Below are 26,897 nucleotides of genomic sequence, written 5' to 3'. Positions count from 1 at the left end.
CGCTCTTAGCCCTGAGTTGCTGCTGCGTCATATGCAGCGTTCGCCGATTGCTGCTGTAGTCACCGCTCCCGCTTCCAGACGCGTGCGAACGAATGCGGCGAACTGCGCGATGCCGTGTGCGATGTCCTGGCTTGCGACATTGCTGTAGGCCAACCGCACTTGCATGCTGCAACCACCATCGATGGCGAAGAACGACAGCGGCATCACCAGCACGCCGTACTGCCGCGCGCAGATTTCCGCGTCCTCGGCAGTGAAGGCGAACGGCAACGTTACCACCAGAAAGAAACCACCGGCCGGCGTATTCCAGCGCACCTGTGGTGCGCACTGGCCGAGTTCGTGCTGCAGGCACTCGAGCATGCGATCGCGGTTGTGCCGATACAGCGCACGCGGCGCAGAAATCAGGCGTTGCAGGCTGCCGCCATGTTCGAGCAGCACGCCGCCAACGATGGCCTGGCCGATCTGGCTGGTGTTCAAGCTGCAGAAACTCTTGCGCCGCAACAACCGCTCTTTCAATGCAGTCGCGGCGTCGGCATCGCCGAACAACTGTGCAGGCAGCACTGCAAAGCCCACTCGCAACGCCGGGCACAAGGTCTTGGAATAAGTGCCCAGATAGATCACGCAGCCGTGCCGATCCAGTGCCGCCATCGGCGCGACCCGCTCGGCTTCGAATCCGAACATGCCGTACGGGTTGTCTTCCAGGATCACGATGCCGTGTTCGGCACACACCTGCACGATGGCCTCGCGTGCCTCACGCGATAGCAGCGTGCCGGTGGGGTTGTCGAAATCCGGCACCAGATAGAGCACGCGTGCGCGCTTGCCGGCCGCCTGCAGTTGCAGCAGCGTGTGCTGCAACGCGCTGGCATCGGCGTGTGCGTCGCTGCATGCGTGCTGATTGAAGGCGACGATCTCGATACCGTGCGTGTCGGCCACGCCGGTGATGCCGATGTAGCTGGGATTGCGCGCCAGAATCACATCGTCCTTGGTTTGGCACAGTTCGGTCACGCACAACAACAAGGCCTCCTGGCAACCGGCGGTGACGATGATGCGCTCGGGCGTGGCTAGGACCTGTTCGTCATGCCGCAGCTGTGCGGCGATCAGTTCGTCGAGAATGCCCTGGGTGCGCCCGTACTGGGCAATGAGCTCCAGTGCACGGTGCGGTGCTAGGCCGTGGCGCTGCGCAAAATAGCTGGCAAAGCGCGGCAGCGTGTGCAGCCAGGCCTGCAGGTCGAAGCCGCTATCGCTGGGGCGGCCGGAGGCGAACGAGATCGCCTGCGGATAGCGCGCGGAGACCTCGTTGAGGAAGTTCATCACCTCCAGGCGATCGCCAGCGGTTGCGGTGCTAGGCGGCGGTGGCAGCTGCATCGCAGGCGCGGCGCTCAATACGCACCGCTGCGTTCGAGTTGGGCGAACAGTTCGTTGACCGAGGCGTCCTGGAATCCGCTTTCGCCATGACGTTCGATCAGTTCGAAGCACAGGCCGGTCACGCTGTCGCGGCTGGAAAAGGCCTGCTTCAAGCCACTTCCTTCGATCACGCTGGTGTCGAAACCGAGCCCGCGCTCGCGCAGCTGACCGGTGGTGGCGTGTACATCGTCCACGCGCAGCGCGATGTGGGCCACGCCAACGCCATGATGCTCGATCAGCCGCGACACCTGCGATTCCGGCTCGGTGCCCTGGCACAGCACGAAGGTGATCTCGCCCTGGCGCATCTCTGCCGAGACCATGCCGGTGTGCTTGCCGGCGATCTGCCGGCGTCCCATCAGCTCGAAGCCCAGGCGGTGCTGAAAGAAGTCGACCGCTGCTTCCAGGTCCCGCACGGCGAGCGCGATGTGGTCGATGCTGTGGTAGCGCGGGGTCGGATCGGTGTGTTGCAGTGGCGAGGCGGTCATGGGGAACTCCGGACGTCTTGCGATGGGGCAGGGGGAAGGTCGACTCGGCTGCCGACGTGGGTCGCGTTTGCGTCGGTGTCGGTCTGCAACAGCGCGGCCAGTCCGGCCGGCGTGGAGGCCTGGTAGAGCTGGCGCAGGGTGAGCGCCAGCCCCAGTCGTGATGCTTGCTGAAGGAATGCAATGGCGCGCATTGAATCGCCGCCGATGGCGAAGAACGCGTCGTCGCGGCCAACCTGCGGCAGCGCCAGCAGCTCGGTCCAGAGCGTGGCGATCCGGGTCTCGATGGCGCCGCGTGGAGCGCTGAAGGGGGCGATGGCGCGGTCGCTTGCGCGTGGTGCCGGTAAGGCGCGCAGGTCATGCTTGCCGTTGGTGCGCAGCGGCAATGCATCCAACTGCACATAAGCCGCTGGCACCATGTGGGCGGGCAGGCGGGCCGCCAGCCTGGTGCGCAGTGCTGGCGGAGACAGCGACTGCCGATCTGCCTCGGGGCGTGCGACCAGATACGCCAGCAGCACTGGCTCGGCTTGATCGGTGTTGTGCAGCGTGACCAAGACCTCGGCCAGCTCGGTGCAGGCTTCGCGCAATGCGGCCTCGATTTCGCCGGGTTCGACCCGGTAGCCGCGGAGCTTGAGTTGCCGGTCGCGCCGGCCGAGGAATTCCAGCGTTCCATCGCAGCGCCAACGTGCCAGGTCGCCGCTGCGGTACATGCGTTCGCCGACATTGAACGGATCGGCCACGAACGCAGCCGCGCTCAATGCCGCGTGCCCGAGATAGCCGCGTGCGACAGTGCGGCCGGCGATGCAGATCTCGCCGGGTGCGCCATCCGGCACCAGACGACCAGCGGCATCGAGTAGATAGATGCGGGTATTGGCGATGGGCAGGCCGATCGCTGGCTGCGTGTGTTCGTCTTCGCCGCACACGTGCAGCGTGCTCCACACGGTGGCTTCGCTGGGGCCATAGGCGTTGAACAGGCGGCGGCCCGGTGCCCACTGCTGTGCCAGTGCGGCGGGCAGGACGTCGCCGGCCGCGATCAGGGTCTGCAGGCGTGGCAGCGGTGCGTGTGGCAGCGACTGCAGCACGGCCGGCGGCAGCACTGCGTGGGTGATCTGCGATTGCGCGAGCCATTGATGCAGCGACTCGCCGCTGCGCGCTTGCGTGGCCGGTGGTACATGCAGGCTGGCGCCGCTGGCAAGTGCCAGCAACCACTCGAACACGTGCGCATCCACGCCGTGAGGCGCCAACTGCGCCACGCGGTCGCCGGGCCCTGCGCCGAAGGCTGCCAGCTGCGCGGCAACCAAGTTGGCGGTGCTGTGATGTTCGACCAGCACTGCTTTCGGCGCACCGCTGGAGCCGGAGGTATAGACGATGTAGGCCAGATGGTGCGGACTCAGGTCAGGTAGCGCTGGCGCTGTGGTTGCCAGGTTCTTCCAGGCTGGCGCGGGATCGTCCAGAGCACAGACCTTCAGGTCATGCGCCGCGCCCAGTTGCTGCACGCCCGCGCGCTCAGCCAGCACCAGCAGCGGTGCACTGTCGGCGAGCAGTTGCATCAGTCGCGCCGTGGGCAGGCGTGGGTCGAGCGCCAGATAGGCGCCGCCGGCCTTGAGTGTGGCCAGAATCGCCGTCATCGCCTGCGGGCCAGGTGTGGCGATGACCGCAACCAATCGCTCCGGCGCCACAGCCGCGGTTTGCAGATAGTGCGCGAGGCGGTTGGCCTGCAGATCGAGTTCGGCATAGCTCAGCCGCTGCTCGCCGCATTCCACTGCAAGGGCCTCGGGAATGCGTTGCGCCTGGATTTCGAACCACCGGTGCAGAGCATGTTCGTCGATTGGCCGTGCGGTGCTGCCGCGGTTGCGAAGCCGCGCGGCTTCTTCTGCAGGCAATAAGTCGATGTCATGCAATGGGGTGTCGGGAGCCTGTTCCAGTGTCTGTACCAGCTGCAGTAACGCGCTCTGCATGAAGCGGCACACGCGGGCTGCGCCAATCTCGGGCAAGGCCTGTGCGGTGAGGCCCAATGCAGTACCGAAATCTTCCACCGAGATCACCAACGGCAACGGACTGCGTTCGCGCGCATGCAGCAGTCGCGCGCCACCGAGCGTGTGCTGTGCACGTGCCGGTGACTGGTGGCGGTAGTTGATCAAGCTGTTGAACAACGGTGCGGGCGCAGGCACACCGCTGCAGCGTTGCACCATGCTGAGAGAGGCATGTTCGTGCAGCAGCAGTTCGGCCAGCTGTGCGTGCAGTTGCTGCAGTGCTTTGCGTGCACCGTCGCTGTTGCTGCGCACGCGCACTGGCAGCACGTTGATGCATGGGCCCATCAACTGCGCGTCGGCCTGGCCCATGCGCCCCAGCAAGACGGTGCCGAACACGGCATCGTCGGCGCCGGCGGCGCGCGCCACCACCAGGCCCCAGGCCAGATGGCACAGGCTGGCCAGGCTCGCCCCGGCGGCCTTGGCCTGGGTGCGCAGGCGCTCGCTCAGCGCCGGATCCAGCGGCAGGTGATGTTCTTGAACCGGCGCGCCATCCGGATGCAGGCCGACCAGGCCGAACGGTGCGGTGGCGGTGTCCACATCGCCGAGCAGGCGACGGAAGAAGTGTTGCTGCTGCACGGCCGCTTCGGGTTGGCGGGTATGCGCTACCAACGCGCGAAACGGCGAGGGCGGCGGCAGCTGCGCCGCGCGTTCGTCCAGATGCTGCTGGATCTCGTCCATCAGCAGATCCAGCGTGGCGTGGTCGCCGATCATGTGGTGCCAGCGCAGCGCAAGTAACCAGCGTTGCGCGTGGGCGTCGTGTACCAAGGTGGCGTGCATCAGCGGTGCCTGACGCAGGTCCAGGCGATGGCGCAGCGGGGTGATGAGGTCGTCCAGCTGTGCGCTTGTCTGATCGTTGGGTTCCAGGGCGGCAGGGGCCAACACGTTCACCTGCAGTGGCGCATGCCGCAGAACCACTTGCACCGGCTCGCTCAGGCCCTCCCACAAGACCGCGCTGCGCAGGATGTCGTGGCGGTCGATCACGGCCTGCAGTGCAGCCAGATAACGCTGCGCTGCTGCGCGATCGGCGAAGGCCCATTGCGCGCTGAGGATGTAGGGATCGCCTGTGCTGGCGAGCAGATGGTGGAACAGCAAGCCATGCTGGAATGGCGAGAGTGCGTAGATGTCCTGGACGTTGGCGAGGCCGTCGGGAACCTGTGCCAGCAGGCGGTCGATGTCTTGCTGGGTGAGGTCGGCTAGCGGCAGGTGTTGCGGGGTGAGTTGGGTTAGCTCGGGGGTGATGCGGTTGGGTGGGATGACTAGGGTGGTGTTGGTAGTTGTCGTGTTGTGCAGGCTTGCGGCAAAACCCGCCAGGGTGGGGCTGGCAAAGAGGTTGCGCACTTCGGCGTGCAACCCATCGGTGCGTAAGCGTTCGATCAGGTGGATCGCCAGCAACGAGTGCCCGCCGAGAGCGAAGAACTGATCGTTGCGACCGACCTGATGTACGCCGAGCAACTCACACCAGTGTGCTGCGATGGTCCATTCGATAGGTCCTTGTGGGGGCACGAAGTCGCGTGTTGCCAAGGCCTCTTCGGTTGGCGCGGGCAGGGCGCGGCGATCGAGCTTGCCGTTGGGCGTCAGCGGCAGCGCGTCCAGGTGCACGTAAGCGGCTGGCACCATGTAGTCGGGGAGTTGCGCGGCGAGATGGCTTCGCAGTGTTTCGATCGGCAGCAGCTTAGCGGCCAGGTAGTAAGCGACCAGGCACAGCTGTCCGGATTGATCTTTGCGTGCAAGCACGATTGCATCGCGCACATCGGAGTGCGTAGCGAGCCTTGCAGCGATCTCACCAGGTTCAATGCGCAGGCCACGGATCTTGACCTGATCGTCGTTGCGGCCGAGGTATTCGAGGACGCCATCGCTGCGCCAACGTGCCAGATCACCCGTCTTGTAGAGCTGCGCGTCTGGGGCGAAGCGGAAAGGATCGGGAATGAAACGCTGGGCAGTGAGCTCAGGGCGATCGAGATAGCCACGAGCGACTTGCACACCGCCGATATGCAGCTCTCCTGCCACGCCGATTGGTACTGGCTGCAGATGCGTATCGAGCACATAGAGTTGTGTGTTGGCGACTGGGGTGCCGATCGGCGTGTTGTCGGGGATATCGTTGCTGGCAGTGCAGTCCCAGAAGCTGACGTCGATGGCGGCTTCGGTCGGGCCATAAAGATTGTGCAGTTGCACGCCGGGTAGCTGGGTGCGGAAGCGCTGTACCAGTTGCCCGGGCAAAGCTTCGCCACTGCACATCACGCGGGTGAGTCCGCTGCAGTGGTGCGGTGCGTCGGTTGCCAGAAAGGCGTCGAGCATCGAAGGCACGAAGTGCAGCGTTGTCACGGCAGCCTCGGCGATGGTTGCGCCGAGGTAAGCGGGATCCTTGTGCCCACCAGGACGCGCCAGCTGCAAACGCGCGCCACTCAACAGCGGCCAAAACAGTTCCCACACCGAAACATCGAAGCTGATCGGCGTTTTTTGCAGCACCACATCGTCTGGGGAGAGCGCATAGGTGTCCTGCATCCACAGCAACCGATTGACCACGCCGCGATGGGTATTCATCGCGCCTTTTGGCGTGCCGGTGGAGCCGGAGGTGTAGATCACGTAGGCCAGGTGCTGCGGTTGTAATTCGGGGACGTGCGGTGCGGTGGTGGGCAACGTTGCCCACGGTGGGCTGGCGTGGTCCAGAACGCAGATGGACAGTCCTGCCAGACGCTGCATGCTGTCCAGTGCATTGGTATCGAGCGGTGGCAGGCGCTCTGCTGCATTGGGGTTTAGCAGCGACACGCAACCCAGTGCATCGGTAGCAAACAACGACACGTGATCGCGCGCATGGGCATCGACGAGCAGGGCAAGCGGTTGGCTGTCGGCGAGCATGTCGGCCAGGCGCTGAGCGGGATAGTCCGGATCCAGCGGGACGTAGGCGCCACCGGCCTTCAGGATGGCGAGCAAGCCGACCACCAATGCCGTGCTGCGTTGGGCGCAGATCGCCACGCAGACATCGGGGCCGACGCCCAGTTGGCGCAGGTGATGAGCAAGCTGATTGGCCTGTGCTTCGAGCGCAGCGTAGTCAAGTTGCTGCTTGTCTTGCGCGACGGCGATGGCATGTGGAGTGCGCTGCACCTGCTGTGCGATCACCTCGTGCAAGAGCGTGGCGGGGTAGACCACCGGCGCGGGCTGGAACTCGACCAGCAGTTGTTGGCGCTCGCGTGGATCGAGCAATGCGACGGTGTCCAGTGGCGCGTCACCGTCGGCGACCATGGCGCGCAGAAGAGCGTGCAGATAGCCGACGATGCGGATGGCAGTGGCGGCGTCGAAGACTGCGGTGGCATAACTCAGCGTGCCGTGGATGCTGACGCCCTGGCTGCCATCAGCGAGCCGCCCGACTGAAGTGCCGCCACTGTGCAATTGCAAGGTGAGATCGAAACGCGCAGCATTGGCCGGGATCTGCAGCGATTGCGGATTCAGCGCGAACCAAGGGGCGTTTGTCATCTCTGACGACTCACCAGGTTCTTCCATGGTTCGCGGATGATTGGTCTGCTCCTCGACAGCAGTGGGCCACACGCCAGCAATCGCGTCTTGCTCCCATGCCATCAGCGTCTGCACCAGCGGCGTATGCGCACTGCTGCGCACGGGCTGTAGGGCCTGGACTACCTGCTCGAATGGCAGATCCTGATGCGCCTGCGCAGCGAGTACGTGCTGTTTTACATGCGCCAACAGTGCGGTAGTGCTCAAGCTTGCGGGGGCATCGAAACGGATCGCCAGCGTGTTGACGAAGAAACCGATCAGCGGCTCCAGCTCGGCGCGCGTACGCCCGGCGACCGGGATGCCGACCAACACGCAATCCTGCCGGCACAATCGCGACAACAGCGCGCCCCATGCCGCCAGCACGGTCATGAACACCGTGCAGCCATGGCGGCGCGCCAGCATTTCCAGTGCTTGGCTAAGCTCGGCGTCGAAGGCAACAGGAACTTCAGCGCCGCTGAAATCCTGCCGGGGCGGACGCGGACGATCCAGCGGCAGATCAAGCAGGGTGGGTGCGTCGGCGAGCTGGCGTTGCCAGTAATCGACTTGCTGCTGACGGCGCGCTCCTTCCAGCCACTGGCGCTGCCAGGCGGCGTAGTCGGGATACTGGATCGGCAGCGGTGGTAAAGGGTTTGGCAGGCCACCTAGACAACTGACGTACAGGACTGCCAGTTCGTGCAGCAGCACACCGACCGAGCAACCATCCGAGGCGCTGTGATGCTGAGTGATCAGTAGCGCATGTTCATTGGCCGACAATTGCAGCAGACGAAAACGGATCGGGGCATCGCGATCGAGCTGGAACGGCGTGTTGGCCTCATGCGCGATCCACTGCTGCAGCGCGGCGTCTGCGTCAGAGTGATCTGTGAGCGTGCGATCAGTAAGCAGGTGCTCGTGCAGTACCAAGGCTTGTTCGGGCGGTAGTAAGGCGACATGTACCTGTTCGCCACGCACCTTTTCGACATGCGCTTGCTCGGCCAAACACGGCGCCGTAACCAGACTGCTCGGTAGCGTGGCATCGGCGATATCGCTGCTTTGGTGCGGCACGCGGCTCTGCCGAAAACAACTGCGCAACGCCTCATGCCGTGCGACCAGCGCGTGCAGCGCCGCACGCAGGGCACCGCGATCCAACGCGCCGTGCAGACGCAAACCCATTGGCATGATGTACGTCGCGCTGGGGCCTTCCAACTGATCCAGAAACCACAGCCGCTGCTGGGCGAAGGACAGCGGCAATGGCTGATCGCGCGGCAGGCGTGGGATCGGTGTAAAGACATCCTCTTCAGCGTCTTGCAGCGCGAGCGCGAGGTCGCATAGCACCGGGTGGGAAAACAACAGCGCTACCGGTACGTGCCGTGCAAGCGCGGTCTGCAGGCGGGCGCACACGCGCATGGCCAGTAACGAGTGGCCGCCGAGTTCGAAGAAGTGATCATGCCGGCCAACATGCGGCAGCCCGAGTAGCTCACTCCATAACGCGGCCAGCAGACATTCATTGACGCCTTGCGGCGTTGCATAGCCGCCCGCAGCGACTGCAGCGCGATCCGGCGCAGGCAACGCGCGACGGTCGACTTTTCCGCTGGCGGTGAGTGGCAGGCACTGCAAGCGCACGAACGCCGATGGCAGCATGTGCTCGGGCAAGTGCTTGGCTAGCGCATCACGCAGCGTTGCCGGATCCAACGCGTCGTCGATGCCGTTGTCACTGCTCGCCTCTGGCTTCGTCGATGCAACGACATACGCCACCAACTGCTTGTCGGCCGCGCCTTGCTGACGTGCGATCACCACCGCGTCGGCCACTCCAGCGCAGCCGCGCAGTGCCATTTCAATCTCGCCGGGTTCGATGCGGAAGCCGCGTACTTTCAGCTGCTGATCGCAGCGGCCCAGGAAGTCCAGGCTGCCGTCCTCGCGCCAACGCGCCAGATCGCCGCTTCGATACAACCGCCCCCCGGGCACGAACGGATCTTCGCTGAAGCGTTCTTCCGTGAGGGCCGGCTGATTGAGATAACCGCGAGCCACGCCGGGCCCGCCGATGTAGAGCTCGCCAGGCACACCGATCGGCACCAATTGGCGTTGATCGTCCAATAGATAAATCCGCGTGCTGGCGATCGGGCGCCCGATCGGCACTGCAGTTACCGGTGCCTTGGCAAAGCGATGACAGGTGCTGAAGGTGGTTGCCTCGGTCGGCCCGTACGCGTTGATCAGCTGGCAGTGTGGCAAGGCTCGGTTTACACGCTCGACAGCCGCGTGCGACAGCACATCGCCGCCGGCCAACAGCTGCCGCAGACTACGCAATTGCGCCAGTTGCGCAGGACCAAGCAGTTCGAACAGGCCAGCGGTCAGCCACAATATGCTGACCTGATGCTGTTGGACCTGCGCACAGATCACATCGAGGTTCAGCGCGCCGGGCGGTGCGAGCACCAATCGCGCACCATTAAGCAAGGCACCCCACAGCTCGAACGTTGAAGCATCGAAAGCCAGCGGTGCCGCGAGGAGGAAGCATTGCGACGCATCGCAGTCGGCGTAGTCAGGTGCGCACACCAATCGCACCACATTGCGCTGCTCGACCATCACGCCCTTGGGCGTGCCGGTAGAGCCGGAGGTATAGAGCACGTAGGCCAGGTGATGCGGCTGTAGCTCAGGCACAGCAGGTGCAGTGGTGGGCAAGCTGGCCCAGGCAGGATCGATCTGATCCAGCTGACACACCGCCAACGCATCGGGCAGCGGCAAGCGATGCAGTGACTGAGCATCTGCAAGCACAGCAACCGGGCGAGCATCGTCCAGCAACGCGCGCAGTCGCTGCGGCGGTGCCTCAGCATCCAACGGCAAATAGGCTCCGCCTGCTTTGAGAATGGCGAGCAAGCCGATCACCAACCCGGGGCTGCGCACGGCGCTGATCGCAACCAGACAATCGGGGCCAACGCCCAGTGCACGCAGATGATGTGCCAGACGATTGGCCTGCAGATCCAACTCGCCGTAACTCAACTGTGTCTCGCCGCACACCAGCGCAGTCGCCTGCGGCGCGCGTGCGGCCTGCTCGGCAAACAACGTTGCCATGCCACCTTGCGGAAATTGCGTGTTGCTGCAGTTGAACGCTTGCAGCAAGCGATCGCGCTCATTGCTCTTCAGCAGTTGCGCCTGGCCTACGATGGCAGCCGGCTGCGCGGTCATCGCACGCACTACGTCTTGAAAATGGGTGGCGAAACGTTGCGCACTCCGCATATCGAACAACGCGGTGGCGTAGTTGAGCTGGCCGACCAAGCCGTCGCCTGCTGGCCCCACGGTCAGCCCAAGCTCGAACTTGGCGGTGGTATTGGCCACCGGCATCGGCTCGACCGTGAGTCCGTCCCACGGCGTCATTGCCGGCGTGTCTTCCCAAGAAAAAATCGTCTGCACCAGCGGTGGATATGCGCTGCTGCGCAGCGGCCGCAGCGCCTCGACCACTTGCTCGAACGGCAGGTCCTGATGCGCCTGCGCGTCGAGCACGGCCTGGCGGACCTGTTCCAGCAATGCGGTCGCGTCGAGGCTGCCAGGTGCGTCGAAGCGGATCGCCAGCGTGTTGACGAAGAACCCGATCAGCGGTTCCAGCTCCACCCGTGTGCGCCCGGCCACCGGGATGCCGACCAGCACGCAGTCCTGGCGACACAGCCGCGACAACAACGCGCCCCAGGCCGCGAGCAAGGTCATGAACAAGGTGCAGCCATTGCGGCGCGACAACGCTTCAAGGTCGCGCGTCAGCTCGGCATCCAGTTCGAAGCGGACCTCTGCACCGATGCCGTCCTGCTGCGACAGGCGCGGACGATCCAGCGGCAGATCGAGCAGCGTCGGTGCGTCGGCGAGCTGGCCCTGCCAATAGGCGAGTTGCTGCTGGCGGCGTGGCCCCTGCAACCACTCGCGCTGCCAGGCGGCGTAGTCCGGATACTGGATCGGCAGCGGCGGCAATGGATCGGGCTGGCCGTGGCGGCAGCTGGCATACAGCGTGGACAGTTCCTGCAGCAGCACGCCCACCGACCAGCCGTCCGAGCAACTATGGTGCTGGGTGATCAGCAGTACATGCTCGGTTGCGCTCAATTGCAGCAGACGGAAGCGGATCGGCGCCTCCCGATCCAGCTGAAACGGAGTCTGGGCTTCCTGTTCCAGCCACTGCTGCACGGCCGCTTCGGAGGCGTCGGCGCCGGGGTCGTGCAACGCGTGCTCGGTCAGCACCAACGCGTGTTCCGGCTCCAGTAGCACGACGTGCGCGTCGCCATCGCTGGTCACGAAGCAGCTGCGCAGCGCTTCATGTCTGCCCAGCAGCGCCGTTAACGCGGCGATCAGCGCGGAGCGATCCAACGGTCCTCGCAAGCGCAGCCCCATCGGCATCAGATACGTGGCAGCAGGCCCCTGTAACTGATCCAGAAACCACAGCCGCTGCTGGGCAAAGGACAAGGGAAGCCGCTGGTTGCGTGCGTGCCTTTGGATCGGTGCCAGCGCCTGCACGGTGCCGGCATCCAGAGCGCGCGCCAGCGCCTGCAGCACCGGATGCGCGAACAGCAACGCTACCGGCATGTGGCGACCGAAGCTTGCCTGCACCCGCGCACTCAAGCGCATCGCCAGCAACGAGTGTCCGCCCAGTGCGAAGAAGTCGTCGTGGCGGCCAATGCGTGGCAGCCCCAGCAGCTCGGCCCACAGGCCTGCAAGGCTGACTTCGGTGGCGCCTTCGGGCGCGCGATAGGCGTGGGTGGCGAACGCATTGTTGTCCGGTGCCGGCAACGCGTTGCGATCCAGCTTGCCGTTGCGCGTCAACGGCAGGCTGTGCAGACGCACGAACGCGGCGGGTACCAGATAGTCGGGCAGCCGCATCGCCAACGCCGCGCGCAGCGTTGCAGGAACAAGCTCGCTGGCTTTCGCGTTCGTCGTTGCGCTGACATAAGCCACCAGCACCTTGCCGTTGCCGGCCGGGCCATCTTCGCGTGCGATCACGGCCGCTTCTGCCACACCGCGGCACTGGCGCAACGCCGCTTCGACCTCGCCCGGCTCGACGCGGAAACCGCGGATCTTGACCTGCTGGTCGCCACGGCCGAGAAATTCCAGGCTGCCGTCGGCCAGCCAACGCGCCAGATCGCCGCTACGGTAGATCCGCCCGCCCGGATGGAACGGGTCGGCGAGGAAGCGCTCGGCAGTGAGCTGCGGCCTGTTGAGGTAACCGTGCGCCACGCCGATGCCACCGATGCACAGCTCGCCCGGCACACCGATCGGCACCGGCTGCAGTTCGCCATCGAGCAGGTAGATGCGGGCATTGCCGATCGGCCGTCCCAGCGGTGGCCGTTGCCCGTCCAGCGGTTGGCGCAGCACGCAGGTGGTGGCGAAGGTGGTGGCCTCGGTGGGGCCATAGCAATGCAGCAACTGCCTGGGCGGGTGCTGGCGCAGCACGTGATCGATGGCGCTCGAATCCACTGCATCGCCGCCGACCATCAACAGGCGTAGCTGCCCGATGACATTGCCCAACGCACGTGCATGCTGCTGAAACAGGCCTGCGGTGAGATGCAGCACGCTGACCGCTTCGCGACGCAGCAGCTGTGCCAGTGCGTCGGCCTGCAGGGTCTGCGCGTGATCGACCACCACCAGGCGCGCGCCATGCAGCAGCGGTGCCCACACTTCCAGCGTGCTGATGTCGAAGGCGGGATTGCCGACCCAGGCAACGCGGTCCTGCTCGGTAAAATCGCCGCAGGCCGGATTGCTGGCCAGGTTGATCACCGCACGTTGGGTGATCTGCACACCTTTGGGCCGGCCGCTGGAGCCGGAGGTATACATCACATAGGCCAGTGCTGCGGCGCTTGCCGGACGTGGCGAGACGCTGGTGACCGCAGCGGTATCGGTATCAAGATCGACCGCATGCAAGTGCAGCGTCGCCGCCAGTGCTTGCGGCGCGCGTCCGGCCGCATGCAGCAGATGTCGTGCTGCGCAGTCGTCGAGAATGCTGGCGCTGCGTGTCGACGGCGCGTCCGGATCCAGCGGCACATAGACGGCACCGGCTTTCAGAATGGCCAACTGCGCCAGCACCAGTTCCGCACTGCGCGGTAGCCACATGGCCACCAGCTCACCTGGGCCGACGCCGGCAGCGCGCAACTGCCGGGCCAGCGCAGTGGCGCGCGCATCCAGCGTGGCGTAATCGATCTGGCGTGCGCCATCGACCACCGCGATGGCGGCAGGGCTGCGCTGCGCCTGACGCTCGAACAGTGCGGCCAGCGCGGTTTCGTCGGGGCAGGGCGCGTCGGTCTGGTTGAAGCTGTGCAGCACCTGCCGGCGTTCGTCTGGCGGCAGCACAGCGAGCTGGGTCAGCGCTGTGTCCGGCGATCGCTCCAGCGCAGCGACCAGCGCTTGCAATGCCGACTCCATGAAGGCGCACAGCCGCTCCGGCGCCAGCGGCGCGACGCTTTGCGCGCTCAGCTCCAGCATGCGGCCATCGTCTCCCACCGACAGCGCCAGCGGGTAATGCGTGCGTTCCTCGGCGCTCAGCAAGGCGCCGTCTTGCGGAGGCGCGGCCACCGCGTTGGAGCCGGCGTTGTGGCGATAGTTGAGCAACGCGGTGAACAGCGGCGCAGGAGCCGGCACCGCACTGCAGCGCTGTGCCAGCGCGAGCGAGGCGTGTTCGTGGCGCAGCAGTGCGCTCAGTTCGGCATGGGTGTGCTGCAGCGCCGCCGCCACGCCAGTGTGTTGCTGCAGCCGCAGACGCAACGGCAAGGTGTTGATGAACAGACCCAGGGTGCTGGCATCGGCCTGGTCCATGCGGCCGAACAACACGGTGCCGAACACCGGCTCGGCGCAACCGCTGCTGCGTGCCACCACCAACCCCCAGGCGAGATGGCACAGGCTGGCCACACTGACACCGTGCTGGCTGGCAAGTTGACGCAGGCGTGCGCTCAGGGCTGGCGGCAACGCGTGTTCGCAGCTGCTCACCGCACCGGTGGCATCGAGCAGACCGAACGGCGTGCACGAGCTGTCCAGATCACCCAGCCGTTCGCGGAAAAACGCTTCGTGCGCAGCTTGCGGCAGTCCTAAGCGCGCTTGTGCGACCAGATTGCGGAACGGTCGCGGCGGCGGGAGTTCATCGCCGCGCCCAGTCAGCAGCGACTGGATTTCGGACTGGATGGTTTCCAGCGTGGTGTGGTCGCCGATCAGATGGTGTTGCAACAGCAGCAGATGCCAGCGTTGGCCATCCGGGTCGGCAGCCACGCTGGCATGCAGCAGTGGTGCACGGCGCAGGTCCAGCTGGCGCAGCTGCGGGTGCGCGGCGAGTTGCTCTTCGAACGATTGCGGTGAATCGAAGCTGGAGCAATCCAACGTCTCGACCGGCAACGACGCATGGCGATAGACCGCCTGCACCGGTTCGCTCAGGCCTTCCCACAGCACTGCGCTGCGCAGGATGTCGTGGCGATCGATCACGCGCTGCAGTGCGGCCAGATAGGCGTCCAGCCCGGCGCGATCGGCAAAGCGCAGGCGCAGGCGTAGCAGATACGGATCGCCATCGGGCGCGAGCAGGTGATGAAACAGCAGGCCGTCCTGCAGCGGCGACAGCGCGTACAGATCCTGCAGGTTGGGCAAGCCGCCGGGCACGTGTTCCAGCACGCGATCGATGTCTTGCTGGGTGAGTTCGGCAAGTGGCAACTGCTGCGGCGTGAGCCGGGTCAGCTCAGGGGTGATGCGGTTGGATGGCACCACCAGCGCGGCGCTGTGGTCGCCGTGCAGGCTGGCGGCGAAACCGGCCAGGGTGGGTGCGGTAAACAGGTGGCGCACCTGCGCATGCAGCCCATCGGCACGCAGCCGTTCGACCAGGCGGATCGCCAGCAACGAGTGCCCGCCGAGCGCAAAGAACTGATCGTCGCGGCCTACCTGCTGCACACCGAGCAATGCGCACCAGTGCGCGGCGATGGCGCATTCGGTCGGTCCCTGTGGCGGGACGAACGCATGCGCGGCCAGGGCATCGTCGGTGGGGGCGGGCAGGGCGCGGCGATCGAGCTTGCCGTTGGCCGTCAGTGGCAGCGCGTCCAGTAGCACGTACGCGGCCGGCAGCATGTAGTCGGGCAATTGCGCGGCCAGTGCGGCGCGCAGCTCCGCCGGTGCGAGCGCGTCGGCGTCAGTATCGGGCTGCGCGGTGATGTAGGCGACCAGGCGTTTTTCTGTCGCGCCGCTGCCGGTGGCGATCACTGCGGCTTCGGCCACGCCAGGGCAGGCGGCGAGCCGCGCGGCGATCTCGCCGGGCTCGATGCGGAAGCCGCGGATCTTGACCTGGTCGTCGGCGCGCCCGCGAAATTCCAGACGGCCATCGGCCCGCCAGCGCGCCAGATCGCCGCTGCGGTAACAACGTTCGCCCGACTGGAACGGATCGTCGACAAAGCGTTCTGCGCTCAGCGCCGGCTGATGCAGATAACCACGCGCAACACCGTGACCGCCGATATACAGCTCGCCGACGCAGCCGTGCGGCACCAGCTGCTTGAAGGCGTCGAGCAGGTACACGCGGGTATTGGCGATCGGCCGGCCGATGTCGGCGGGGTGATCGCCATCGGCCAGCAGGCCGGAGGTGGCCACGACCGTTGTTTCGGTGGGCCCGTAGTTGTTGCTCAGGCGCAGGCCGGCCGGCAACCGCGGTAGCCGCCGCAGCTGGTCGCCGCCGATCAACAGTTGCTGCAATGACGGCGGCAGCGCGCCTTGTTCCAGCGCCAGCTCGGCGATGGGCGTGACCAGAAAACCGCTGTGCAATGGCTGCTGCCGCCACCAGTCGAGCAAGGCCTGCGGGTCGCGCGCGGTGGTCGCTGGCGGCAAATGCAAGGTGGCGCCGCTGCACAAGGCCGGCCACAGTTCCCAGGCATTGGCGTCGAAGCCGATCGCCGCAGTGGCGGCGGTGTGCTGTCCTGCAGTCAGGCCGAAGCTCTGCTGATGCCAGTGCACCAGATTCGCAAGCGCGCGATGTTCCACCATCACCCCCTTCGGTGTGCCGGTGGAGCCGGAGGTGTAGATCACGTAGGCCAGATGCTGCGGCTGCGCAAGCGCGAGCGCTTCGTCCAGCATCGAGGCCTCTGCCCAGGCAGGCGCGGCGTCATCCATCCGGCAGATCGGCAGATCGATGGGCGGCATCAAATGCGACAGCGTGGCGGTGTCTGCCAGCAGCACGCTGGGCCGGCAATCGGCGAGCAGGAATGCCAGGCGCTCGCCTGGATCTTCCGGGTCCAGCGGCACATACGCGGCTCCGGCCAGCAGGCTGGCCAGCAGGCCAACGACCTGCTGCGGGCTGCGCCGCAAACACACCGCGACACGCGCATCCGGCATCGCGCCGAGCCTGCGTAGATGCTGTGCGAGCCGTGTTGCCTGCGCTTGCAGCTGCGCGTAGCTCAGCTGCTGCTCGCCTTGCACCAACGCAAGTGCATCCGGTGTGGCTGCAGCTTGTGCCGCGAACCACTGCACCACACTGCCGGCCGGTACCGCCATGTGGGTCTGATTACGATCGTGCAGCAACTGTCGGCGCTCGGCGGGCGACAGCAGTTCGATCGTTGCCAGTGCGCGCCTTTCGTCATTGAGCATGCCGCGCAGCAGCGTTTCGAAATAGCCCACCAGCCGCGCGATCGTCGATGCATCGAACAAGGCGGTGGCATAGCTGAGCCGTCCGCACAGCCCTCGCGGGGTCGCCGCCAGGGTCAGGGTCAGATCGAATTTTGCGCTGCGTTCGGCCAGCGTCAGCGGTTGCGGCTGTAGTGCAGCCCATGCGCCGCTTTCCGGCGCCGCCGGCGATTCTTCCCAGGCAAACATCACCTGCACCAGCGGGGTATAGCCGGCGTCGCGCACCGGCTGCAGGTGTTCGACCAGTTGCTCGAACGGCAGCTCCTGATGGTCCTGCGCGGCCAGCACATTGCGGCGAACCTGGGCCAGTAGCGTGGCGGTGTCGGTGGTGAGGTCCACATCCACGCGCACCGGCAAGGTGTTGACGAAAAAGCCCACCAGCGGCTCCAGTGCCGCACGCGTACGACCGGCGAACGGACTGCCGATCAATACGCTGGATTGCCGGCACAGCCGCGCCAGCAGCGCGCCCCAGCCGGCCAGCAAGGTCGTGAAGCGCGTGCAGCCATGCCGCCGCGACAGCGCGTCCAACGCATCGCTGAACTCAGCGTCGAACGCAAACCTGAGTTCGCCGCCATCGCTGTTGACCAGCGGCGGGCGCGGGCGATCTACTGGCAGGTCGATCAGGGTCGGTGCATCGGCCAGCTGCGCGCGCCAGCAGTCGACCTGGCGTTTGCCTTCGCCCGCGCCAAGCCACTGGCCTTGCCAGGCGGCGTAGTCGGCGTAGTCGATCGCAAGCGCCGGTAGCGGGTTCGGCCGGCGTGCGTGGAAGGCGTCGTAAAGCGCAGCCAGTTCGCGCTGCAGCACCGCTTCGGACCAGGCATCCGAAGCGCTGTGATGTGTCGTGCTGAGCAGCACATGCGCATCGTCTGCCAGCTTTAGCAGGCGGAAACGGATCAGTGGGCCTTGCTCGAGTTGGAACGGCGTACTGGCTTCGTGGTCCAGCCAGTGCTGCAGCGCTGCGTCGGCCAGCGCAGCATCAAGCGTGGACAGATCGTGTTCGCCGAGCTGCAGTGCCTGCTCGGCCGGCAACCATTGCATCCGTACCTGCTCGCCATCGGGCACAAAGCGGCTGCGTAGTGGTCCATGGCGTGCCAGCAATGCCTGCAGTGCTTCGATCAGTGCGGTGCGGTCCAGCGTGCCCTGCAGACGTAGCCCGGCGCACATCAGGTAACTCGTGCCGGAGCCATGCAATTGCTCCAGAAACCACAGCCGCTGCTGCGCGAACGAGGCCGGCAGCAGGCCGCTGTGGTCGGTTGGCACCAGGGTGTCCAGTACCGGTGCGGGGGCGAGGTGCTGTTGCTGCGCCAGCGCGAGCAAGCGTTCCAGTGCGTCGGTGTCCAGGGCGTCCAGCGCGGTGGACTTATCGTGCGACATGATCCATCTCCGTCAGTGCACTCAGTTGCGCCAGGGCATCGGGCGCCAGGCGTTGCAGCTGTGCCAGCGCGAGCCTGCGGCTGAAGGCGGCCAGGGTCGGGAACTCGAACACCGCCGACAGCGGCAACCGCACCTGCGCCTGTTCGCTCAACTGCGCCAGCAAGCGCACTGCCAACAGCGATTGCCCGCCCAGCGCGAAGAAGTCGTCGTCGCGGCCCACCTGCGGCAGCCCCAGCAGCCGGCACCAGTGCGCGGCCACCAGGCATTCGGTCGGGCCGGTCGGCGCGCTGTAGGCACGCAGCGCAAACGCCTGGCCGTCCGGCGCCGGCAAGGCCTTGCGATCCAGCTTGCCGTTGGCGGTCAGCGGCAGTTTGGGCAGCACCACCCAGGCAGACGGCAGCATGTGTTCGGGCAATGCGCGATCGAGTGCGGCACGCAGCGTGGCGGGCCGTAAAGCCGCGGCATCGGCATCGGGCAGCGCGGTGAGATAGGCCACCAGCCGTGTCAGGCCCGGGCTGTCTTCGCGTGCCAGCACCACCGCTTCGCGCACCCCGGGGGCCGCGAGCAGGCGCGATTCGATCTCGCTCAGCTCAACACGCAAGCCGCGGATCTTGACCTGATGATCGTTGCGTCCCAGGTACTGCAGGTTGCCATCGGGCAGCCAGCGCGCCAGGTCGCCGGTCTTGTAGCGGCGCGCGTGGTGCACGTCGAAATGGTCGTCGGCGACGAAGCGCTCGGCACTGAGCTCAGGCAGATTCCAATACCCGCGCGCCACCTGCACACCACCGATATGCAGCTCGCCGGGCACGCCGACCGGCACCGGCTGGCCGTGGATATCGAGCACGTACAAGCGGGTATTGGCGATCGGCCGGCCGATCGGCACCAGCCCGGGGTGCAGCTGCGGATCGCACTGCCAATGACTGACTTCGATCGCCGCCTCGGTGGGGCCATAGAGGTTGTGCAATTCAACATGCGGCAGCGCCTGCAGACAGCGCCGCTGCAATGCATCGCTCAGCGCCTCGCCACTGCACAGCAGCCAACGAAGGCTGGGGCAACGTGGCGGTTCTGCCTGGTCCAGAAACAACTGCAGCATCGACGGCACGAAATGCGCCTGGGTGATGCCGCGTTGTTGGATCAACGTGGCCAGATACTGCGGATCCTGATGCCCCTGCGGGCGCGCAAGCACCAGGCGTGCGCCGGCCTGCAGCGGCGAGAAGATCTCCCACAGCGAGATATCGAAACCGAACGGCGTCTTCTGCAGCGCCCGATCATTCGGCCCCAGCGGGAACATGGTTTGATGCCACTGCAGCCGGTTGACCACGCCGCGATGTGCGTTCATCACTCCCTTCGGCTGGCCGGTGGAGCCGGAGGTGTAGATCACGTAGGCTAGGCAGCCGGGATGCAATTCGGGCAGCTGCGGTGCGCTAGCGGGCTGCGCGTTCCACGGCAGGTCTGGTGCATCCAGACGGCAGTAAGTGACTTCGGGAAGTTGCGGGATTCTTGCCAGGCCATAGCCGTCGCAGAGCACCGCCAGCGGTTGGCTGTCGGCCAGCATGTAGGCCAGTCGCTCGTTCGGATACTCCGGATCCAGCGGCACATAGGCAGCACCGGCCTTGAGGATGCCGAGCAGGCCGATCACCAGCTCCGGACTGCGCTGCAGACACAGCGCCACGCGACATTCCGGGCCCACGCCAAGACTGCGCAGGTAATGGGCCAACTGGTTGGCCTGGGCCTCCAGTTCGGCGTAACTCAACGAGCGCGCATCCAGTTCCACCGCGATGGCATCGGGCGTGCGCATCACCTGCGCTTCGAACAGCTGGTGCAGGCAGATGCCGGGGGCAAACGCGTTGACGCTGGCATTGAAACTTTCCAGTACCTGCGTTTGTTCTGCATTGGGCAACACCGGCACTCGCTGCACCGGCGTCTGCGGCGCATGCTCCAATGCATCCACCAGGCCGCTCAGAGCGGTGGCCAGATAGCTGCACAACCGCTGTGGGGTCAGCGCCGCACAGACTTGCGCAGTCAGCGCCAGGCCATGCCCATCGTCTTCCACGGCCAGATGAATCGGATAGTGCGTGCGCTCCTCGCCACCGCGCAGAGCAGCATCGCCGCCGTCGCGATTGTGCCGGTAGTTGAACAAGGCGGTGAACAGCGGCGCCGGTGCCGGCACCGCGCTGCAACGCTGCGCCAGTGCCAGCGAGGCGTGTTCGTGACGCAGTAACGCGGCCAGATCGGCATGCGTGCGGCGCACGGCCGCTTCGGCGCCGATCGGCTCGGCCAGCGCGATGCGTAGCGGCAGGGTATTGATAAACGGTCCGAGTGCTCCAGCTGCGGTCTGCCCCATGCGGCCGAACAGCACGCTGCCGAACACCGCGTCGGTGCAGCCGCTGGTGCGGGCCACGACCAATGCCCAGGCCAGATGGCACACGCTTGCAAGACTGACGCCCAATCGTTGCGCCGCCTGGCGCAGTCGTGCCACCAATGCAGCATCCAGCACCATCGTGTGTTCGCCGGGCGCGGTATCGGCCGCCTGCAACAGGCCGAATGGCGCGCACGGCGTATCCAGATCGCCCAGGCGCTCGCGGAAAAACGCTTCGTGCGCGGCTTGCGGCAATCCCAGGCGCGCTTGTGCGACAAGGTTGCGGAACGGTTGCGGCGGCGGGAGTTCAGCGCTGCGTCCGGCTTGCAGCGCCTGGATCTCGGACTGGATGGTTTCCAGCGTGGTGTGATCGCCGATCAGATGGTGTTGCAACATCAGAAGATGCCAACGTTGATCATCAGGATCGGCAACTACGCTGGCGTGCAGCAGCGGTGCGCGGCGCAGATCCAACTGGCGCAGTTGTGGGCGCGTGGCCAGTTGATCTTCTAACGGCTGTTGTGGATCGAAGCTGCAGCAATCCAGTGCGTCGATCGCGAGCGTTGCGCGGCAATAGACCACTTGTACCGGTTCGCTCAGGCCTTCCCACAGCACCGCGCTGCGCAGGATGTCGTGGCGGTCGATGACGGTTTGCAGTGCGGTCAGATAGGCGTCCAACCCGGCGCGATCGTTAAAGCGCAGCCGCAGGCGTAACAGGTAGGGATCGCCATCGGTGGCAAGCAGGTGATGGAACAGCAGGCCGTCCTGCAACGGCGAGAGTGCGTAGATGTCCTGGACGTTGGCGAGGCCGCCGGGAACCTGTGCTAGCAGGCGGTCGATGTCTTGCTGGGTGAGGTCGGCCAGCGGCAGGTGTTGCGGGGTGAGTTGGGTTAGCTCGGGTGTGATGCGGTTGGGTGGGATGACTAGCGTGGTGTTGGCAGTTGTCGTGTTGTGCAGGCTTGCGGCAAAACCCGCCAGGGTGGGGCTGGCAAAAAGGTTGCGCACTTCGGCGTGCAACCCATCGGTGCGTAAGCGTTCGATCAGATGGATCGCCAGCAACGAGTGCCCGCCGAGGGTGAAGAACTGATCGTCGCGACCGACCTGATGTACGCCGAGCAACTCACACCAATGCGCTGCGATGGTGCATTCGATAGGTCCTTGTGGGGGCACGAAGTCTTGCTTCGTCAAGGCCTCTTCGGTTGGCGCGGGCAGGGCGCGGCGATCGAGCTTGCCGTTGGGCGTCAGCGGCAGCGCGTCCAGGTGCACGTAAGCGGCTGGCACCATGTAGTCGGGGAGTTGCGCGGCGAGATGGCTTCGCAGTGTTTCGATCGGCAGCAGCTTAGCGGCCAGGTAGTAAGCGACCAGGCATAGCTGTCCGGATTGATCTTTGCGTGCAAGCACGATTGCATCGCGCACATCGGAGTGCGTAGCGAGCCTTGCAGCGATCTCACCAGGTTCAATGCGCAGGCCACGGATCTTGACCTGATCGTCGTTGCGGCCGAGGTATTCGAGGACGCCATCGCTGCGCCAACGTGCCAGATCACCCGTCTTGTAGAGCTGCGCGTTCGGGGCGAAGCGGAAAGGATCGGGAATGAAACGCTGGGCAGTGAGCTCAGGGCGATCGAGATAGCCACGAGCGACTTGCACACCGCCGATATGCAGCTCTCCTGCCACGCCGATTGGTACTGGCTGCAGATGCGTATCGAGCACATAGAGTTGTGTGTTGGCGACTGGGGTGCCGATCGGCGTGTTGTCGGGGATATCGTTGCTGGCAGTGCAGTCCCAGAAGCTGACGTCGATGGCGGCTTCGGTCGGGCCATAAAGATTGTGCAGTTGCACGCCGGGTAGCTGGGTGCGGAAGCGCTGTACCAGTTGCCCGGGCAAAGCTTCGCCACTGCACATCACGCGGGTGAGTCCGCTGCAGTGGTGCGGTGCGTCGGTTGCCAGAAAGGCGTCGAGCATCGAAGGCACGAAGTGCAGCGTTGTCACGGCAGCTTCGGCGATGGTTGCGCCGAGGTAAGCCGGATCCTTGTGCCCACCAGGACGCGCCAGCTGCAAACGCGCGCCACTCAACAGCGGCCAAAACAGTTCCCACACCGAAACATCGAAGCTGATCGGCGTTTTTTGCAGCACCACATCGTCTGGGGTGAGCGCATAGGTGTCCTGCATCCACAGCAACCGATTGACCACGCCGCGATGGGTATTCATGGCGCCCTTGGGCGTGCCGGTGGAGCCGGAGGTGTAGATCACGTAGGCCAGGTGGTCGTGTTCTAGCGCTGGCACGTGCGGGGCGGTGGTGGGCTGGTGGTCCCAGGGCCTACTGGGCTGATCCAGCTGATAAACCGCCAATGTTGTCGGCAGTCCTTTGCAGAGCAGCACGCTGTCCGCTACCTCGGTATCAAGCAGCGAGAGGCGGTGCAGCGCGTCGCTAGCCAGTAGCGGCAGGTGTTCGCCCGCGGACGCATCGACAAGCAGGGCGAGCGGTTGGCTGTCTGCGAGCATGTCGGCCAGACGCTGGGCCGGATAGTCCGGATCCAGCGGCACGTAGGCGCCGCCGGCTTTCAAAATCGCGAGCAGCCCGACCACCAACATCGGGCTGCGCTGCGCGCAAATCGCCACGCGTACATCAGGGCCAACCCCGAGTTGGCGCAGATGGTGGGCCAGCTGATTGGCCTGCGCATCCAGCGCGGCATAGTCCAACTGCAGTTGATCCTGGGCCACCGCGATGGCGTACGGGGTGCGCTGGACTTGCTGCTCGATCAGCTCATGCAACAGCGTGCAGGGATAAACGACAGCAGCCGGCTGAAAGTCGACCAACAACTGCTGGCGTTCGTGCGCGTCCAGTAACGCCACGGTGTCCAGTGGCACGGTGCTGTCGGCAGCCATGGCGCGCAGCAAGCTCTGCAGATAGCCGACGATGCGATTGGCAGTCGCGGCATCGAACACGGCAGTGGCATAGCTCAGCGTGCCTTGCACACAGGATTCGGCGGGATTGCCGCTGCGTCGCTGTCCCACTGGCTCATCACCACTGCGCAACTGCAGGGTGAGATCGAAGCGGGCGGCATTGGCGGGAATCTGCAGCCGTTGCGGATCCAGTGCGGCCCATGGATCGTCCGCGATTTTGGGGTGGTCAGCATCTGCACCAGAGACGTGTGGAACCACGCCAGCCACTGCGTCCTGCTCCCAGGCCAACAACGTCTGCACTAACGGTGTATGCGAACTGCTGCGCACTGGTTGTACGGCCTGCACAACCTGCTCGAACGGCACATCCTGATGTGCCTGCGCATCGAGCACTTGCTGGCGCACCTGCGCCAACAGCGCGGCAGTACTCACGCTTGCGGGGGCATCGAAACGGATCGCCAGCGTGTTGACGAAGAAACCGATCAACGGCTCCAGCTCGGCGCGCGTGCGCCCGGCGACCGGGATGCCGACCAGCACGCAGTCCTGGCGGCACAATCGTGACAACAGTGCGCCCCATGCCGCCAGCACAATCATGAGCACGGTGCAGCCATGGCGGCGCGCCAAGGTCTCCAGCGTGTGGCTGAGATCGGCATCGAAGTGGATGGCGACCTCGGCACCGCTGAAATCCTGCTGCGGCGGGCGCGGGCGATCCAGCGGCAGATCGAGCAAGCTGGGGGCGCCTGCAAGCTGACGTTGCCAATAATCGAGTTGCTGCTGCCGGCGCGGCCCTTCCAGCCACTGACGCTGCCAGGCGGCGTAGTCGGGATACTGGATCGGCAGCGGCGGCAGCGGGTCTGGCTGGCCGCGCAGGCAACTTGCATACAGCGCAGACAGCTCATGCAACAACACACCCACCGACCAGCCGTCCGAGGCACTGTGATGCTGGGTGATCAGCAGCGCATGTTCATCGGCCGACAATTGCAGCAGACGGAAACGGATCGGTGCATCGCGATCGAGCTGGAACGGCGTGCTGGCCTCATACGCGATCCAGCATCGTAGTTCGGCGTCTGGATCGAAGTGATTGTTGAGTGCGTGATCTGTAAGCAGTTGCTCGTGCAGCACCAAGGCTTGTTCGGGCGGCAGTAGTTCGACATGCACCTGTTCGCCATGCACTCTCTCTGCTTGGACCTGCTCGGCCAGACACGACGTGGGCAGCAGACAGGCGGATAGCGGAGCGTTTGCGATATCGCCGTTTTCTTGCGGCAAGCGGCGTTGCCTGAAGCAACTGCGCAAGGCTTCGTGCCGCGCAACAAGCGCATGCAGTGGCGCTCGCAGCGCGCCACGATCCAGCGCACCGCGCAGACGCAGGCCCATCGGCATGATGTAAGTGGCGCTAGGGCCTTCCAGTTGATCCAAGAACCATAGCCGCTGCTGTGCGAACGACAGTGGCAACGGCTGGTTGCGCGGCAGGTGCGGGATTGCGCCTAGCGCATCGCCGGCACTGTCCGGTAACGCGATCGCCAGTTCACATAACACCGGATGCGCAAACAGCAGCGCCATCGGCACCTGCCGCATCAGTGCGGTCTGCAGCCGGCCACAGACGCGCATGGCCAGCAACGAATGCCCGCCGAGTGCAAAAAAATGATCGTGCCGGCCAACGTGCGGCAACCCGAGTAGCTCGGCCCACACTGCGGCCAGCAGACACTCGTTTGCGCCTTGCGGCGGCGCATAGCCGGCTGCCGCGACTGCAGCACGATCCGGCGCCGGTAAGGCGCGTCGATCCAGTTTGCCGCTGACAGTCAGCGGTAACCGCTGTAGCCGCACAAATGCCGACGGCAGCATGTGCTCGGGCAGTTTTTGGGCCAGCGCAGCGCGCAAGGTGGCGGGAGTCAGTGCGTCGATATCACTGCCCTTGCTGTCGCTTGGCTGCGGTGTAGCGATGACATACGCCACCAATTGTTTATCCGCCGCACCTTCCTGGGGCGCAACGACCACCGCGTCGGCCACTCCGGCGCACCTGCGTAACGCCGCCTCGATCTCGCCAGGCTCGATACGGAAACCACGCACCTTCAGCTGTTGATCGACACGGCCCAGAAAGTCCAGGCTGCCATCTTCGCGCCACCGCGCCAGATCGCCGCTTCGATACAGCCGGCCACCTGGCAAAAGCGGATCTTCTCCAAAACGCTCGGCGGTCAATGACGACTGATTGAGATAACCACGGGCCACGCCGGGGCCACCGATGTAGATCTCGCCAGGCACACCGATCGGCACAAGCTCGCGCTGGTCATCCAATAGATAGATCCGCGTACCGGCGATCGGGCGCCCAATCGGTACCGAAGCCACCGCTGCCTTGTCGAAGCGATGACAGCTACTGAAGGTGGTCGCCTCGGTCGGACCGTACGCGTTGATCAACTGGCAGTGCGGCAAGGCTTGGTTGACACGCTCGACAGCGGCACGCGACAGCACATCCCCGCCAGCCAGTAACTGGCGCAGGCTGTGCAGCTGGCTCAGGTGCGCAGGATCAAGCAGCTCGAACAGGCCTGCGGTCAGCCATAACGTGGTCACCCGATGCTGCTGCACCTGCGCACAGATCGCATCCAGATCCAGCGCGCCGGGCGGGGCAAGCACCAACTGCGCGCCATTGAGCAACGCCCCCCATAGCTCGAACGTGGACGCATCGAAGGCCAGCGGCGCGGCAAGCAGGAAACGCTGCGAAGCATCGCAATCGACATAGTCGGGCGCACACACCAGGCGCACGACGTTGCGTTGCTCGACCATCACGCCCTTGGGCACGCCGGTGGAGCCAGAGGTGTACAGCACGTAGGCCAGGTGATGCGGCTGCAGCGCTGGCACATCGGGTGCGGTGCCAGGGAAATCGCTCCACGCGGGATTGACCTGATCCAGCCGACATACCGGCAACGTATCGGGCAGCGGCAAACGACGCAGCGCATCTGCAGCGGCGAGCACAGCACATGGACGCGCATCGTCCAGCAACGCACTCAAACGCTGTGAAGGCGCATCGGCATCCAGCGGCAGATACGCACCTCCGGCCTTGAGGATCGCCAGCAAGCCGATCACCAACGCAGGGCCGCGTGCCGCACTGACCGCAACCAGACAGTCCGGGCCAACGCCAAGCGCACACAGATGATGCGCAAGACGATTGGCCTGAAGATCCAGCTCGGCATAACTCAGACGTGTCTCGCCGCACACAAGCGCGGTCGCCTGCGGCGCGCGCGCGGCCTGCTCGGCAAACAACATTGCCAT

4 protein-coding genes are annotated in these 26,897 nt (G+C 65.3%); all 4 read right to left on the bottom strand.

What is annotated here, in order from left to right:
- Positions 1 to 27: 27 nt before the first annotated feature.
- Genes NYR97_RS20060 through NYR97_RS20045 form a run of 4 tightly spaced genes read right to left on the bottom strand, consistent with a single transcriptional unit; the run spans position 28 to position 26,897 of the window.
- Positions 28 to 1,380 (bottom strand): aminotransferase-like domain-containing protein, encoded by a 1,353-nt coding sequence (locus tag NYR97_RS20060; protein WP_316695425.1) that lies wholly within the window; start codon positions 1,378 to 1,380, stop codon positions 28 to 30.
- Complete coding sequence (locus NYR97_RS20055; RefSeq protein WP_023904073.1) at positions 1,377 to 1,886, bottom strand: VOC family protein; 510 nt, start codon at positions 1,884 to 1,886, stop codon at positions 1,377 to 1,379. Before NYR97_RS20055 ends, NYR97_RS20060 begins: the two co-directional genes overlap by 4 nt.
- Positions 1,883 to 18,376, bottom strand: coding sequence for a non-ribosomal peptide synthetase (locus NYR97_RS20050; protein WP_316695423.1), 16,494 nt, complete (start codon positions 18,374 to 18,376; stop codon positions 1,883 to 1,885). The genes NYR97_RS20055 and NYR97_RS20050 overlap by 4 nt, the downstream gene beginning before the upstream one ends.
- Positions 18,363 to 26,897, bottom strand: a complete 8,535-nt coding sequence (locus NYR97_RS20045) for a non-ribosomal peptide synthetase (protein WP_316695422.1) — start codon at positions 26,895 to 26,897, stop codon at positions 18,363 to 18,365. The genes NYR97_RS20050 and NYR97_RS20045 overlap by 14 nt, the downstream gene beginning before the upstream one ends.

The organism is Xanthomonas hydrangeae (genome assembly GCF_032697525.1).
Classification (GTDB): domain Bacteria; phylum Pseudomonadota; class Gammaproteobacteria; order Xanthomonadales; family Xanthomonadaceae; genus Xanthomonas; species Xanthomonas hydrangeae.
This window is presented reverse-complemented; position numbering and strand designations above follow the sequence as displayed.